At 43.5% G+C, this 13,563-nt stretch carries 19 protein-coding genes; 4 read left to right on the plus strand and 15 right to left on the minus strand.

Translation table 11 applies throughout. From position 1 onward, the window contains the following. Positions 1-499 precede the first annotated feature (499 nt). The 6 genes from Q4519_RS12480 to Q4519_RS12505 form a co-directional block, all read right to left on the minus strand. Positions 500-976 carry a GNAT family N-acetyltransferase gene (locus Q4519_RS12480; protein WP_303512652.1) on the minus strand — a complete coding sequence of 159 codons (477 nt, stop codon included), beginning with the start codon at positions 974-976 and terminating at the stop codon, positions 500-502. Positions 977-1,069: 93 nt separating this feature from the next. Then, entirely contained in the window at positions 1,070-1,297 is a 228-nt protein-coding gene (locus tag Q4519_RS12485) for a hypothetical protein (protein WP_303512655.1), read from the minus strand. Between the two features lie 255 nt (positions 1,298-1,552). Then, positions 1,553-1,957, minus strand: a complete 405-nt coding sequence (locus Q4519_RS12490; RefSeq protein ID WP_303512657.1) for a hypothetical protein — start codon at positions 1,955-1,957, stop codon at positions 1,553-1,555. 146 nt (positions 1,958-2,103) lie between these two features. Then, complete coding sequence (locus Q4519_RS12495) at positions 2,104-2,433, minus strand: ribonuclease E inhibitor RraB (RefSeq protein ID WP_303512660.1); 330 nt, start codon at positions 2,431-2,433, stop codon at positions 2,104-2,106. Positions 2,434-2,506: 73 nt separating this feature from the next. Further along, positions 2,507-2,875 (minus strand): Imm8 family immunity protein, encoded by a 369-nt coding sequence (locus Q4519_RS12500; protein ID WP_303512662.1) that lies wholly within the window; start codon positions 2,873-2,875, stop codon positions 2,507-2,509. Positions 2,876-3,192: 317 nt separating this feature from the next. Beyond that, positions 3,193-3,513 carry a hypothetical protein gene (locus tag Q4519_RS12505; RefSeq protein ID WP_303512665.1) on the minus strand — a complete coding sequence of 107 codons (321 nt, stop codon included), beginning with the start codon at positions 3,511-3,513 and terminating at the stop codon, positions 3,193-3,195. Positions 3,514-3,929: 416 nt separating this feature from the next. On the opposite strand from Q4519_RS12505, the gene Q4519_RS12510 reads away from it, so the two are divergent. After that, positions 3,930-5,252, plus strand: coding sequence for a Na+/H+ antiporter family protein (locus tag Q4519_RS12510; RefSeq protein WP_232803604.1), 1,323 nt, complete (start codon positions 3,930-3,932; stop codon positions 5,250-5,252). An 81-nt stretch (positions 5,253-5,333) separates the two neighbouring features. Here Q4519_RS12510 and Q4519_RS12515 read toward each other — a convergent pair whose 3' ends face one another. Then, the gene (locus tag Q4519_RS12515) at positions 5,334-5,681 is read right to left on the minus strand and encodes a Grx4 family monothiol glutaredoxin (protein ID WP_232803605.1); all 348 of its coding nucleotides are present in this window, start codon (positions 5,679-5,681) and stop codon (positions 5,334-5,336) included. 233 nt (positions 5,682-5,914) lie between these two features. Between Q4519_RS12515 and sodB the strand changes: the two genes are divergently transcribed. Next, positions 5,915-6,496 carry a superoxide dismutase [Fe] gene (gene sodB / locus Q4519_RS12520; RefSeq protein ID WP_232803606.1) on the plus strand — a complete coding sequence of 194 codons (582 nt, stop codon included), beginning with the start codon at positions 5,915-5,917 and terminating at the stop codon, positions 6,494-6,496. Between the two features lie 212 nt (positions 6,497-6,708). Then, positions 6,709-8,445 carry a lysophospholipid acyltransferase family protein gene (locus Q4519_RS12525; RefSeq protein ID WP_303512672.1) on the plus strand — a complete coding sequence of 579 codons (1,737 nt, stop codon included), beginning with the start codon at positions 6,709-6,711 and terminating at the stop codon, positions 8,443-8,445. 115 nt (positions 8,446-8,560) lie between these two features. Here the strand turns inward: Q4519_RS12525 and Q4519_RS12530 are convergent, their stop codons facing one another. The 3 genes from Q4519_RS12530 to Q4519_RS12540 form a co-directional block, all read right to left on the minus strand. After that, a complete protein-coding gene (locus tag Q4519_RS12530) occupies positions 8,561-8,839 on the minus strand; it encodes a SelT/SelW/SelH family protein (protein WP_348983278.1) in 279 nt (92 codons plus the stop codon). Positions 8,840-8,848: 9 nt separating this feature from the next. Further along, positions 8,849-9,502, minus strand: a complete 654-nt coding sequence (gene folE, locus Q4519_RS12535) for a GTP cyclohydrolase I FolE (RefSeq protein WP_232803609.1) — start codon at positions 9,500-9,502, stop codon at positions 8,849-8,851. Between the two features lie 61 nt (positions 9,503-9,563). Continuing rightward, positions 9,564-9,728 (minus strand): hypothetical protein, encoded by a 165-nt coding sequence (locus Q4519_RS12540; RefSeq protein ID WP_232803610.1) that lies wholly within the window; start codon positions 9,726-9,728, stop codon positions 9,564-9,566. A gap of 132 nt (positions 9,729-9,860) precedes the next feature. Here Q4519_RS12540 and moeA point away from each other — a divergent pair, with 132 nt between their 5' ends. Further along, positions 9,861-11,093 (plus strand): molybdopterin molybdotransferase MoeA, encoded by a 1,233-nt coding sequence (moeA, locus tag Q4519_RS12545; RefSeq protein ID WP_303512679.1) that lies wholly within the window; start codon positions 9,861-9,863, stop codon positions 11,091-11,093. A 46-nt stretch (positions 11,094-11,139) separates the two neighbouring features. Here the strand turns inward: moeA and moaE are convergent, their stop codons facing one another. From moaE to Q4519_RS12570, 5 genes are all read right to left on the minus strand, one after another. Beyond that, positions 11,140-11,586, minus strand: a complete 447-nt coding sequence (gene moaE, locus Q4519_RS12550) for a molybdopterin synthase catalytic subunit MoaE (protein ID WP_303512682.1) — start codon at positions 11,584-11,586, stop codon at positions 11,140-11,142. An 11-nt stretch (positions 11,587-11,597) separates the two neighbouring features. Then, positions 11,598-11,846 carry a molybdopterin converting factor subunit 1 gene (gene moaD, locus Q4519_RS12555; RefSeq protein WP_232803613.1) on the minus strand — a complete coding sequence of 83 codons (249 nt, stop codon included), beginning with the start codon at positions 11,844-11,846 and terminating at the stop codon, positions 11,598-11,600. Continuing rightward, entirely contained in the window at positions 11,839-12,321 is a 483-nt protein-coding gene (gene moaC, locus Q4519_RS12560; protein WP_232803614.1) for a cyclic pyranopterin monophosphate synthase MoaC, read from the minus strand. Before moaC ends, moaD begins: the two co-directional genes overlap by 8 nt. A 16-nt stretch (positions 12,322-12,337) precedes the next feature. Continuing rightward, on the minus strand, positions 12,338-12,850 hold the full coding sequence (gene moaB, locus Q4519_RS12565; protein ID WP_303512687.1) for a molybdenum cofactor biosynthesis protein B: 513 nt from the start codon (positions 12,848-12,850) through the stop codon (positions 12,338-12,340). A gap of 122 nt (positions 12,851-12,972) precedes the next feature. Then, positions 12,973-13,557, minus strand: coding sequence for a molybdenum cofactor guanylyltransferase (locus Q4519_RS12570; RefSeq protein WP_303512690.1), 585 nt, complete (start codon positions 13,555-13,557; stop codon positions 12,973-12,975). Positions 13,558-13,563 lie beyond the last annotated feature (6 nt).

Consider the following 13,563-nt stretch of genomic DNA (forward strand, 5'->3'; position numbering starts at 1 on the left):
TGACATATTGATACCTGCTTAGTTACGGTGATCTTATCACCTCTAATCAGGTGGCCAAAATAGTTGTACCACTACACTGGTACCTTTTATCCAAGATAGAGAAACACTGTAACCAATTTGTAAATATCAATGCAATGACTATTTACGCCTCTATTTAGAGAGATCAGGTTTCGTCAACAACAATAAATTTAGCTCAAACTCTATACATTACCCCTTCGCAGAATTTAGATATCCAGTTACTTTACATTGGCCAAATCAGCGCTGTATTGGCTTATAAAGCTGTTAACTCATTTCTGTTTCAAAATGAGATAGAAATTGATCAAGTTATGTTGGCTTTCGACATGATCAAAAAAAGCGTCAAGGTCTGGATCACTGAAGGAGATTTTGATTACTATTCATTACTGATGATGAACCGCCCATAGCACATCTTCTCAATCGAGAGTGCATGATGGGTGGTGTGGGGGCTGGAGGTTAGATACCTCCGGTTACCCGATTAGGCCTAGAGTTTTCGCCACATCAATTGCGCATCAGCACCATAACTTTTGCACACTTTTTCCGACAACGGTTTAAAACCTTGCCTTTGCCAAAACATCTCTGAGTTCTGGACTGAAACCAACCTAATTTCTTTGAAACCCAAACCAGTTGCAATCCCAACCAGATGCTTCATCAGTTTGGAACCAATGCCTTGGCCAAATGATGAGCTTGCAATTGCCAAGTCATGAAGAAACAAGATGTCCCCTTCAGTTTCTTTAGGTAAGGCGTTAAACAACTTTGGAGGCTGCTCTTTATTCCAAGAGTGCGCTAACAAATAACCCTTTAGTTCTTCACAGTCTCGATAGATAAAGCAGCATTTGGGTGTTCTGTTCCATTTATCCTTTAACACCTCTAGACTTTCGGGTTCGACAAGCTGATAGACCTCTGATTGTAGCTTTAGTATTTCAGGCCACACTGCTTCTCTGATTGTTTCTATCGACATACAATACTCTTGGCCCAACGCCCAAAGCAGCGGAGCGAGTTGGCGCGTCCAGCCCGAAGGGCGGTGCTGCCTTTGTTTGTTATGTGTTTGTAATTACTCTTCATCCCGCAGCCTATCTCTGCACTGCGTAATAAGTTCTTTGTATTCAATTGAAGATTCTTGATGCAATACCTTCTCGAGGATACAGCACAAATTCCAAAGGGCGCGCACTTCGGCCTGATCTTCAATATTTAGTTTATCGCTATCACTAAACCTTCGAGTTAATTCGAATAAGACCCAGGCCTCATCTTCAGTGAGTGTGATATTGACTTCCTTGCTCATAAACTCTCTTTACACATAACAGCTTATTAGACCCCTAAAGGGATGATCAAACGCCCCAAAACAGCGCCTAAAACATACCTTCAATATTTGCATTTACTTTATATAAGGTAAACAGTACTTTACCGATTTAGTGCAGGTAGCACTGTTATATTCCGACAAAACGACGACTAATAATATTATGCGGCAGGTTACGTTAACTCATTTCTGTCCAAAAACGAGTTGAGGCTGAAGTAGTGACAGAATGGACAGACTAAATTATTTATATTCATTAAACATTTCATACTCTGCTTCGGTGATATCACAAGCTTCCCAGTTGATAGCTTCACAAATCAGATTAATTCGAGCATCGCCCGCAGATACGTTTATATGCCACAGCTTTTCGGGCAATTCATCATAGAAATCTACATCTATCATATCGACAAGGTGAGATTTTGACTTGCGCGTGATATCAGCTTCAAACACTGTGTACATAGGCAATTCATAAGAAGGCTGATCCACACAGAATTTGGTTGGCTTACAGCACTCTACTACTGCCTTTTTCCTGATGCCGAACACGTAGAATGTCAGCGTAACCACACACCCGCCTCTGCCTGCCTTAATACTGATATCCAAATCAGCATTAGCAAGCCACGTATTACAAATATCTGAAAGGTTATCCATATTAAAATCCAAAGAAAATATAACGCCGTTTACGAATCAGCTTCTAATCACTCCCCTGCCAAGCAGACATTGAATAGTAAAAAAGGTAGCGCAAGCGCCTTGGTGCTTAGGCTAAAACTCGCTTCTCCCCTGTTACTAAAATAGCGTTAGCTGGCATTACCGAAGGATCCCCAACCATCACTTTTTGCACCATAAGGATTAGCAATGGTATTCAATCGTTTTTGGATGTCAATAATCGTGGCGTATGCAGGAACGACCAAGATAAAGCAATATAACGTCCAGTCAGACGTTTCTTCATCATGCTCTAAGGAACATTCAAATCCGAGCGGCTCAATTAATGGTTTCAGTAACACTCCAATTTCAGGGTTTGGAACAGCGACAAAAAAATCTATTTCCATTGGCTTGGATAAATTAGAACCATGCTCTCTAAGATTTAACAATGACATTCCATCTGCATCATTTGGGATACTTTCCATATTCATATCATCCTCTTCTAGTATCAGCTCTCGTCCGACTCAGACGCAGCGGCTGCCAGTTAGATTTCGTCTTCTAGTCGATCATTCTCTTGGGAAAGCAACTCATGCTGACGGGCCTCATTTGACCATTTAATTTGAACGCCACTTCTTGCCAGCTAGTTGCACCATTCGCATGCGCTAACAACTTTATCACCCTGATCTTGATCTCTGACCAATTAAATTCTTCAAGGATCAAAGTTGGCGGCATGAAGGTATTAACAGCACTAGATAAGAGCGCGCTTGGCGAAGCCACATAAAACTCAAAAAATACGCTGTCTACTTCATGCCCCTCAAAACAAACATCAACTTCAACTCTCACATTGAATCTTTCCCAGTCTCTCGGAAGCCCTGCTCCGGCCGGATTTAGATCATCACTATAGATTCTTAATAGCTTTAATTTCATCACTCAATTCCAAGTTAAGCTAACACTGTGATTGGGGCTTATCACTGTTGTTTTTATCTCTCATACTGCATATGAATTAATGCTACCGGTTCCAGATTACCCCTCTCTTTGCTCAATGACATAGGGTTTGAAGCCCCAAACTGGGTATATAAACCATCTCTTCCTAATTGGTTCCAATTGCACCCTCTTATTCCTTATATAGGCCAGCTTCCCTTGCACAATTGAATCTATAGCGCTGTCAAAAAGTAATTTAGGTGGGAGTCCCCTTTGTTCCAACATGGACAGGTTACGCAACCCCTTATGCTTGATGTGTGGTTCTACTTCCGAATGATCAAATCACCGCTACTAAACTGAACTTGCCGTCCATCAAAAAGAACTTCTTCCCAATATTCAGAGTTCGAAGATTCATTGTCACATACAGCGAGGTAGCCCGTATGTATATCGCCCGTTTCAGGCAAAACACTCACCAATGATCCTGCGTGTATCTCGAACTTCTCACATAACTCAAGCTGACCTATTGATGCGCGAACTTGGATAATCAGCCCAAAATGCTCCGCTTTTTCTTCGACTGTCGCAAATGAATCTGTAGCTTCTAGTTCTTCTAGATACTGTTTCAACTTTTTGATGGCTGGGTTCATGAATTTCCAAACATAACAGCTTATTAGATCCCATTATGGGGTGATAAAACGCCCCAAAACGGCGTCTAAAACATATCCACAATATTTACATCCTTTTTATCTATAGTAAACAATCAATTATAGAACACGCTGCGCCCTCGCTGTGTTCTTCCGACAAAACGGCAACGAATAATGTTATGCGACAACTGTTAACTCATAACCGCCCAAGCCCAAGTAAATCCTAACTAACCCTAACCTCTAGCGACAACAGCCACCCACTCCCACCATAAAAACACTTGAGAATAGTCAACTATTGCATAATAAATCAAAATCCCTGTGTTTTTATCTGTTAATATGCCCGCCGCTAGCAAAGTAGCCGTAGAGCGACAGCGCTAACTTCTTTCGAACAAACACAACAAACACAAGGACATTTACTAATGAATGCGGTTGTTATCGCTGTCAGCTTAATGCTGATACTCAGTTTACTTAGGATCAACGTAGTAATATCCCTTACCTTAAGCGCCATTGTTGGCGGCTTGGTGGGTGGGCTTTCTATTGAGGAAACCATTAGCGCTTTTAATGGTGGTTTAGGCGGCGGCGCAACCATTGCCTTAAGCTATGCCATGCTTGGCGCGTTTGCTGTGGCTATTTCTCGCTCAGGCATTACCGACCTACTGGCGCAAAAAGTGATTAATACCTTTGGCGGTACCACCACCAGCAATAATATTTTTTGGTTTAAAACCGTGTTGTTCTCCGCTATTTTGTTGGTGTCTATCAGCTCGCAAAACTTAGTGCCGGTGCATATTGCGTTCATTCCTATTTTGATCCCGCCTTTGCTCCATGTGATGGCGCAGTTTAATATTGACCGCCGCGCGGTGGCTTGTGTGATCACTTTAGGTTTAACCGCCACTTACATGTTATTACCGGTGGGATTTGGCGGCATTTTCTTAAACAATATTTTGCTTGCTAATCTAACCAGTAACGGCTTAACCGCAGAGGCATCAGATTTACCGCTGGCGATGGCATTACCGGTAGCAGGCATGGTATTAGGCTTATTAGTAGCCTTGTTCGTGTCTTATCGTAAACCCCGTGAATATTCGCTGGAAAAAATTCTAGCCGCTGAGCCAGAAAATAAAACTTTTAAACCGGGCCATATTGGGGTCGCGCTGGTTGCCATTGTAACAGCACTTACCCTGCAGCTTTATGCCGATTCGATCATTCTCGGTGCGCTCGCTGGCTTTACTATTTTTACCTTAGGCGGCGTGATCCGCTTTAAAGAAACCCAAGATGCCTTTACTCAAGGTGTGCGCATGATGGCGATGATCGGCTTTATTATGATTGCAGCTGCAGGCTTTGCAGCAGTAATTAAGGCCACCAGCGGCGTGGAAACATTAGTAAGCTCTATTGGTTCAATGATTGGCGAAAATAAAGGCTTAGCGGCAATGCTGATGTTAATTGTTGGCTTATTGATCACCATGGGCATTGGCTCATCATTCTCAACTATTCCCATTATCGCGACCATTTATGTGCCTTTGTGCATTCAGTTTGGCTTTTCGCCAATGGCCACTATGGCATTAGTGGGTACCGCCGCTGCTCTCGGTGATGCAGGCTCACCCGCATCTGACTCAACCTTAGGCCCAACCTCAGGTTTAAATGCCGACGGCCAACACGATCATATTTGGGATACCGTGGTACCCACCTTTATTCACTATAATATTCCACTTCTGGTCTTTGGTTGGATTGCTGCCATGATCCTGTAATGCTCCATTAAATCAGGCATAAAATTAAGACATAAAAAAAGGTATCCCGTTAGGATACCTTTATATTTGCGCTTTAAACCATTATGCGTCAGCGGCTTCGCCTTCAGGTGCTGCTTTAGCCGCAGCTTCTTTAATAAGGGGCTGTAGCTCACCTTGTTGAAACATTTCTAGAATAATGTCACAACCACCCACTAGCTCACCTTCAACCCAAAGTTGTGGGAAAGTAGGCCAGTTTGCGTATTTTGGTAACTCAGCACGAATGTCTGGGTTTTGTAAAATATCAACGTAAGCAAATTGCTCACCACACTGCATCAGTGCTTGAGATGCTTGCGCGGAAAAGCCACAGCTTGGAAATTTCGGGGAGCCTTTCATGTACAACAAGATGGTGTTTTCACTGATTTGGCTTTTGATCTTTTCTAAGGTTTCCATACTATCCTCACACTGCATAATTTTTATATAGTCTACCCTAAAGGCGCACCACAAAAAATCGTAAATTAAATAGGGTCTTTGTTTCAACCCACCTGATAATACGTATTCTAAAGAAAAGCCCACTAGGCGTCACGTTGATCTAGATCAATGTCGCAAAAAAGGCTAAAGTGTTTGCGTAAAATTCAACAACCTCTGATACAAAACAGAGGCATAACGAGCAATGGAGAATAAAAATGGCTTTTGAACTTCCAGCACTTCCTTATGCACAAGATGCATTAGAACCACATATTTCTGCTGAAACGTTGTCTTACCACTACGGTAAGCATCACCAAACTTACGTAACTAAGCTAAATGGCCTAGTTGAAGGTACAGAGCTTGCTAACAAATCTCTAGAAGAGATCGTTAAAACTTCTGAAGGTGGTGTTTTTAATAACGCTGCTCAAGTTTGGAACCACACGTTCTACTGGAACTGTTTAAGCCCTAACGGTGGCGGTCAACCAACTGGCGCACTAGCTGCCGCAATTGATGCAAGCTTTGGTTCTTTCGAAAAATTCCAAGCTGAGCTAAACGACAAAGCAGTAAACAACTTTGGTTCTTCATGGACTTGGTTAGTTAAAAATGCTGACGGTAGCCTAGCTATCGTAAACACGTCTAATGCAGCAACGCCGCTAACAGACGCAAGTGTTACTCCAATCCTAACTGTGGATCTTTGGGAGCACGCTTACTACATCGATTACCGTAACGTTCGTCCTGATTACCTAAAAGGTTTCTGGGCATTGGTTAACTGGGAATTTGCTGCAGCAAACTTCGCTTAATCAAACGCGATACCATCGAACACATACCCAGCCTAGCTGGGTATTTTTTTATCCTTTAATTAACACGTTTTTCGCAAACGTCTGCATCGTCACCTTTACGACACATTTCTGCCAACGCACTGTCACATATCCAGCTTATTTTTGAGCTATTGAGCTCCTAGATGACAACACCTTTTCAGGGCTCAAGCCAGCCTAACTGTTAAGGATGATATATGTTTTCAGTCGACCAAGTGGTAAACCAACATTTTCCTCAAATTACTGATAAGCCTTGGCTACGTAAGCCAGTGACTTATTTTTTACGCCGCTTATTACACGAGAAGGAATTTATTGAATTTGGTCAACTCTACCCGCACCTCACTGGTTTTGACTTTGTTGAGAAGGTATTAGACTACTTCGACTTTAGCTATCGCACTACCGAACGAGAAATAGAGCGGATCCCTGTAACCGGCAAAGTGGTGATTGTTGCTAACCACCCTATTGGCTCACTCGATGGCTTAGCATTATTGCAATTTATCCACCGCATTCGCCCCGATGTAAAAGTGGTTGCCAATGAGCTATTAATGTCGATTAAGCCACTGCAACCAACGCTGCTGCCGGTGAACAACATGAACGGCTTAACGGTGAAGGAAAACCTGCAAAACATCCATAATCATTTACAACAAGACGGCGCATTAATTATTTTTCCAGCAGGGGAAGTGTCACGCCTGCGCCCAACTGGTATTAAAGACATAAAATGGAATAGCGGTTTTTTACGCATGGCCAGTCGCGCCCAAGCGCCTATCCTGCCTATTCATATTCAAGCGCGTAATTCCGCACTGTTTTATGGCACATCAATGCTGTACAAGCCGCTTGCAACCTTACTGCTGGTAAAAGAAATGTTTAAGCAAAATGCTAATACAGTAAAAATGACCGTAGGCAAGATGGTGCCTTATGACAGCTACCAAGGGGATCAAATATCCACTAGCGCCAAAGTTAAGTTACTGCAAAAGCAAACCTATCGACTTGCTAAAGGCAAAAATGGCTATTTTAGAACCGAAACCCCGATAGCTCATCCCGAACCACGAATAGCCTTAAAGCAAGCGGTTGAGCGCTGTGAAAAATTAGGCACAACCCCCGACAACAAACATATTTATTTATACAAACACAGCGACAGCTCACCAGTGCTGCGCGAATTAGGTCGCTTACGTGAGGTTTCATTTCGCGCCGTGGGCGAAGGCACGGGAACCAAGCGCGATATTGACCATTATGATAGCCATTACCTGCATTTAATCTTATGGGATGCTGACGAGTTAGAAATAGCCGGTGCTTATCGCTTTGCCAAGGCGGCAGAAATTATCAAAGCGCAAGGCGACGATGGCTTGTACAGTCAATCATTGTTTCACTATGGTGAAGTAATGAAGCCCTACCTCGTTCAAGGCCTTGAGCTAGGACGCAGCTTTGTCCAGCCTAAATATTGGGGTCGCCGTAGCTTAGATTATCTCTGGCTCGGTATCGGCGCGTTTATTGCCAAACATCCACAATATCGTTATCTATTTGGCCCTGTTAGTATCAGTGACAGCTTGCCAAAAAATGCCAAAGACTTATTAATCTACTTTTACCAATTATATTTCTCGGCAGAGTCAGACATGGCAACTGCTAAAGTGCCATACCAAGTGCCTGAAAATTTATTGACCAGCTTAAGCGTTGAGTTTGTCGGCAATGATTACAAACAAGACTTTATTACCCTCAAAGCCGTGTTAGACAACATGGGCACCGCCATCCCCACTTTATACAAACAATACAGTGAAGTATGCGATCCCGGCGGCGTAAAGTTTTTAGACTTTGGCATCGATCCTGATTTTAATAACTGTATTGATGGCTTAGTGTTAGTGGATTTAGCGCAGCTAAAAGCCAATAAACGCCAGCGTTACATCAACGCGCACTTACCTGAGCCTGCAGAAGTGAATTGATTATTTCCCCGAGTGTCAATGACCGCAGCTCGGGTAGATCCTACCTCGCCCCCAGTTCTGTTTAAGCCAACCCTAACCCGATAGAATTTGCTTGACGGTAAAATTTCGTTTCGGGTTATCTATCGCTGTGGCCCAAATCTCGCTCCGGGAATAGCACATCACGCACGCGCTGCTTCAAAATCTTGGCTTCAGGGAAACCTTCATCCCGCACTCGGCACCAAATCAGCTGATCATTAACATAAATTTTAAACTCGCCTTTTTCGGCTGGCGCTAATGCCACTTCACCGAGATCGTCAGCAAAGGTCGATAACAGCTCTTGCGACATCCAGCTAGCTCTCAGTAACCAGCGACATAAAGTGCAATAGCGGATCACCACTCGTGGTTTAACTGTCACGTCATTCATTTAGCGAATACCTTGCAAAAATTCCTGACGGGTTTCAGGTTTAGATTTAAAATTGCCACCTAAGGACGTAGTGCGAGTATGACTTGATTCATCTTGTACGCCGCGCGCTTTAACACAGTAATGCACCGCATCAATAGAAACGGCAACATTGTCTGTTTCTAACAATGCTTGTAAAGCGCATAAAATTTGCTGAGTTAGCCGCTCTTGTACTTGCGGGCGACGGGCAAAAAAGCGCACTATGCGGTTAATTTTAGACAGGCCAATCACTTTCGTTTTGGGGATATAAGCCACCGTGGCACGGCCATCGATAGTGACAAAGTGATGCTCACAGGTACTGGTTAATGAAATGTCAGACACTTGCACCATTTCATCAACTTTCATCTTATTTTCGATAACGGTGATTTTGGGAAAGTTTTCGTAATCTAAGCCAGAAAATATCTCGTCAATGTACATTTTTGCAATACGACGCGGCGTTTCGGCCAAGCTGTCATCGCCTAAATCCAGCCCCATCAATGCCATTATGTCGCCAAAGTGTTGCTCTATTTTCTGTTTTTTATCACTGTTACTTAACCCATTTTCAACCACTGGGGTTTCTAAACCTCGGCTAATTAACGCATCGCGAACCACTAACGCCGCTTGGTTTGTGACAGACATCCATTTTATCCTTTAGCAAATATATCGGCATAAATAGAGGTTTTTTGCCGCAATTGCAACATCAACTGCCCGGTAATTGGCTAAAAACATCTTCCAGTAGATTGTCTAAATACGCATCTAAGTCTTGTTTGGATTGATTGATGTCGCTTTTTTCATCCTCAATCCCTTTAGTGGTCTGAGCTTTTGCCACTTGCTCTGGAGTTTGCGGGGCTAATTTAACTGTCATGCACATTACCTCTAAGGTAAGTAATGACTTAAGTATAGCCAGACATTTCACTTTTTATTGTTCTTAAGCTTATTCTTAGGGGCATTCAATAGCATAATGAGAGTCAATCGACATAAACAGAAGGAGCACCAGATGGGATGTTGTGATACCCCCGGCCTAAAACCCATAGCAGATGCATTAACGCAAATGTTAGACGCGGTTGAACCTTTTTGCGAGCAAATAACACAGCCGATCCAATCAGCCATTGGCTTTACCCTTGCACAAGCCGTTATTTCACCGGTATATGTTCCGCCATTTAATAATTCAGCAATGGACGGATATGCATTCAGAGCGGCCGACTTAAACAATAATACTGAGCTCACTCTAGTCGGAAAGTCATTTGCGGGAGCGCCGTTTAGAGGCGATATCCCCAAAGGAGGCTGTATTCGAATCATGACTGGGGCACCTTTACCTGAGGATGCTGATAGCGTTGAAATGCAAGAAAATACACAAATAAATGGCTCATTCATTCAATTTCAAGCCAATGTTCGCCAAGGACAAAATGTTCGTTTGCGCGGCGAAGACATCACTGCTGGCCAGCGTTTATTCGAGGCAGGACACACTTTACGTAGCCGCGATATTCCTTTGCTCGCTTCCCTTGGTATTGCAAAAGTGAATGTGTACCAACCCCTTAAAGTAGCTATTTTTTCTACCGGCGACGAATTGAAGCATGTGGATCAAGCCCTTAAAGAGGGACAAATTTATGACAGTAACCGTTACTGCCTTAATGCTATTTTAAGCAAAATGAATGTCGAGGTGATTGATTTTGGTATTATTGCTGATGATCCAGCCCTGCTTAAAGACACGTTTCTTCAAGCTAACCAACAAGCAGATGTAGTGATCACCAGCGGCGGTGTGTCGGTTGGTGAAGCAGATTACACCAAAGACATACTCGAGCAGTTGGGTGAAATTGGTTTTTGGAAACTCGCTATCAAACCTGGTAAACCTTTTGCGTTTGGTAAACTCAGTGACAGTGTCTTTTTTGGTCTACCTGGCAACCCAGTTTCAGCGCTAGTGACCTTAACGCAACTAGCATTACCCACTATGGCAAAAATGGCAGGGGCGAAACCAACACAAGCCCTGCGCCTTCCGGCTATCACCACTCATGGCTTTAAAAAAGTACCTGGACGTACTGATTTTCAGCGCGGTATTTACCAAGTTAATGACGATGGAAAACTAACTGTGAGCAGCACAGGTGGCCAAGGCTCTGGTGTATTTAGTGGCATGAGCCAGGCGAACTGCTTTGTCATACTAGAGCAAGCGCGCGGCAATGTAGCTGCGGGGGAAACCGTCACCATTGAAGTATTTAGTGATTATTTAAACTAACTTAAACCATCAGGGGCTTGAGAGCCCCTAGCAATTTCAATCCCAGTTAGCGCTGCCAACGCTTAGCAGCAGCCATATCTTTGTCATTGGCATCAAGCCAGAGCTCTCCTGACTCGGAATGTTCTTTTTTCCAAAATGGCGCCTGTGTTTTTAGAAAATCCATGATAAATTCACAAGCAGCAAAAGCCTGACCACGATGTTGGCTACTTACCCCAACAAATACAATTTGCTGATTAAGGCCCAAAGTGCCCACACGGTGGATCAAGGTAACATCAATTAAATCCCAGCGCTGTTTTGCTTGCTGCACTATGTTACGCAAGCTTTTTTCCGTCATCTCTGGGTAATGCTCTAAATGTAAGGCTGTGACTTTTTTGGCAAGGTTCATTTCCCGAACAAGACCGACAAAAGTCACTATCGCACCGGCTTCCGATTTACTCGCCAGCAGCTTATATTCATGGTTAATGTCAAAATCTTGCGTTTGTACTCGTATCATACTCCTCCCCTTTAACCACCTGTCACCGGTGGGAAAAAGGCAACTTCATCGCCGGCTTTAACGGCACTGGTTAAGCGCGCCATATCATGATTAATTGCCACCAATAATGGCCCTTGGCTTAACTCCCCTTTCCAGCTAGGGTGATGACGATATAACGTCTGCAATACATCCTCTACCGTCTCAATGCCCTTAGTATCGAGTTGGATACTTTCAATGCCTAAGCTTTCACGTAATTTGGCAAAAAACACAACATTAATCATATTTTCCCTTAAAGTGCCCAGACTTTCCGCCCTGCTTTTCAAGTAAACGCGTTTGCGAAATCACCATGTCTTTTTGCACGGCCTTACACATATCATAGATGGTTAATGCTGCAATGGAAGCCGCCGTTAACGCTTCCATTTCAACGCCTGTTTTACCTGATAACTTACACAACGCTTGCACTCGTACCCGATTCAGTTCTGGCTCAGGAATAATCTCCACTTCAACTTTGGTTAACGCCAATGGATGACATAAGGGGATCAAGTCAGCGGTTTTCTTGGCCGCCATGATCCCAGCAATCCTTGCAGTGGCAAACACATCGCCTTTATGATGCTGCCCAGATAAAATAAGCGCTAGGGTATCGGCCGACATGTCAATATAGCTTTCTGCAATGGCTTGGCGTTGTGTTACCGATTTTTCAGTAACATCTACCATATGTGCATCACCCTGTTGGTTAATATGGGTAAAATCTGTCATTGATGCTTTCACGACACTAAACGCCAATATGGGGCATAAAATTACACGGCTTAGAGCGTGAGTCTAACTGCGAGGCAAGAATTTTGGTCCAAGCGGTCTTACAGGCATTAGTCGAGCCCGGCATGCAGAAAATAACAGTGCGATTAGCAAAACCACCCAGAGCACGACTTTGTATGGTGGAAGTGCCAATTTCTTCAAAGGACACATGACGAAATAACTCGCCGAAACCTTCAATTTGCTTATCGAACAAGATGGACACGGCTTTTGGTGTGGTATCGCGCGCAGTAAAACCAGTGCCACCAGTGATCAAAATAACACTGATCGCTTCATCTGCAATCCACTCAGACACCACCGCGCGAATTTTATATTTATCATCAATGACAATTTCTTTCGCCATCAAGTTATGACCTGCCGTTTTTAATGCATCAACTAAGTAAGCCCCAGAAGTATCATTTTCTTCGGTGCGAGTATCAGACACAGTAAGTACTGCAATATTGGCAGCTTCAAAGGTTTTTTCTGCGTGACCCATGTAATTTTCCTTGATAAACAGGGCTTAATGCCCTCAATTAAGAACTCTATAAGTGTGGTTTACTTCAATCAAAACGGGATAAGAATACAGACCATGCCTACCGATAAGGCTCCGCGTTGAGGCTAGGTAAACGGTTCACTGGATTGTGTAAGTTGTCGCCATTGCGTCGGCGTATTTGCATTTCCTAACCGCTCTCTTTGTTGCGGGTTTGGCGTTATCTTTTTGCAGTTTACGCGTTTAAGCAATTGATATAAAGAGCGCTTTTTAGGGTCGTCTTGATTAAACATTTCTCCCAAACAATCTTCTAGCGCTTGATTCAATGGTAATAGCAATGGAAATAAGGCATCACTATAGTAAGCTCCGTGCTGATCCGTGCCCTCAACAAGGGCGAGAATCTCAGCTTTAGAAAGTAAAGGCATATCAACAGGAAAAATGAGTAAGGCGCCATTAGCAGCTGCTGCATATTTAAACGCCGATTCAATACCAGCTAAAGGGCCGGTATTTGGGTGCAAATCAGGTAAGCACGAAACCCCCTGATATTGACCGCTAACTTTTACTTCTCTAAATCCCATATGTTGGACTAACTCAACACAGTGCTGCAGCTGGGTTTTACCCTCTCGCATCAGTAGGGCTTTATCTTGCCCCATACGACTTGAGCAACCTCCCGCGAGAATGATCACGCTGATGTCTGAACATGGCCACTGCATAGTTAA

The organism is Motilimonas sp. 1_MG-2023, from assembly GCF_030547455.1.
GTDB lineage: Bacteria > Pseudomonadota > Gammaproteobacteria > Enterobacterales > CBDFNC01 > Motilimonas.

Coding starts and splice junctions, on each gene's coding strand:
- Q4519_RS12480 (WP_303512652.1), bottom strand. CDS start 976: ATGTCGATAGAAACAATCAGAGAAGCAGTGTGGCCTGAAATACTAAAG.
- Q4519_RS12485 (WP_303512655.1), bottom strand. CDS start 1,297: ATGAGCAAGGAAGTCAATATCACACTCACTGAAGATGAGGCCTGGGTC.
- Q4519_RS12490 (WP_303512657.1), bottom strand. CDS start 1,957: ATGGATAACCTTTCAGATATTTGTAATACGTGGCTTGCTAATGCTGAT.
- Q4519_RS12495 (WP_303512660.1), bottom strand. CDS start 2,433: ATGGAAAGTATCCCAAATGATGCAGATGGAATGTCATTGTTAAATCTT.
- Q4519_RS12500 (WP_303512662.1), bottom strand. CDS start 2,875: ATGAAATTAAAGCTATTAAGAATCTATAGTGATGATCTAAATCCGGCC.
- Q4519_RS12505 (WP_303512665.1), bottom strand. CDS start 3,513: ATGAACCCAGCCATCAAAAAGTTGAAACAGTATCTAGAAGAACTAGAA.
- Q4519_RS12510 (WP_232803604.1), top strand. CDS start 3,930: ATGAATGCGGTTGTTATCGCTGTCAGCTTAATGCTGATACTCAGTTTA.
- Q4519_RS12515 (WP_232803605.1), bottom strand. CDS start 5,681: ATGGAAACCTTAGAAAAGATCAAAAGCCAAATCAGTGAAAACACCATC.
- sodB (WP_232803606.1), top strand. CDS start 5,915: ATGGCTTTTGAACTTCCAGCACTTCCTTATGCACAAGATGCATTAGAA.
- Q4519_RS12525 (WP_303512672.1), top strand. CDS start 6,709: ATGTTTTCAGTCGACCAAGTGGTAAACCAACATTTTCCTCAAATTACT.
- folE (WP_232803609.1), bottom strand. CDS start 9,502: ATGTCTGTCACAAACCAAGCGGCGTTAGTGGTTCGCGATGCGTTAATT.
- Q4519_RS12540 (WP_232803610.1), bottom strand. CDS start 9,728: ATGACAGTTAAATTAGCCCCGCAAACTCCAGAGCAAGTGGCAAAAGCT.
- moeA (WP_303512679.1), top strand. CDS start 9,861: ATGGGATGTTGTGATACCCCCGGCCTAAAACCCATAGCAGATGCATTA.
- moaE (WP_303512682.1), bottom strand. CDS start 11,586: ATGATACGAGTACAAACGCAAGATTTTGACATTAACCATGAATATAAG.
- moaD (WP_232803613.1), bottom strand. CDS start 11,846: ATGATTAATGTTGTGTTTTTTGCCAAATTACGTGAAAGCTTAGGCATT.
- moaC (WP_232803614.1), bottom strand. CDS start 12,321: ATGACAGATTTTACCCATATTAACCAACAGGGTGATGCACATATGGTA.
- moaB (WP_303512687.1), bottom strand. CDS start 12,850: ATGGGTCACGCAGAAAAAACCTTTGAAGCTGCCAATATTGCAGTACTT.
- Q4519_RS12570 (WP_303512690.1), bottom strand. CDS start 13,557: ATGCAGTGGCCATGTTCAGACATCAGCGTGATCATTCTCGCGGGAGGT.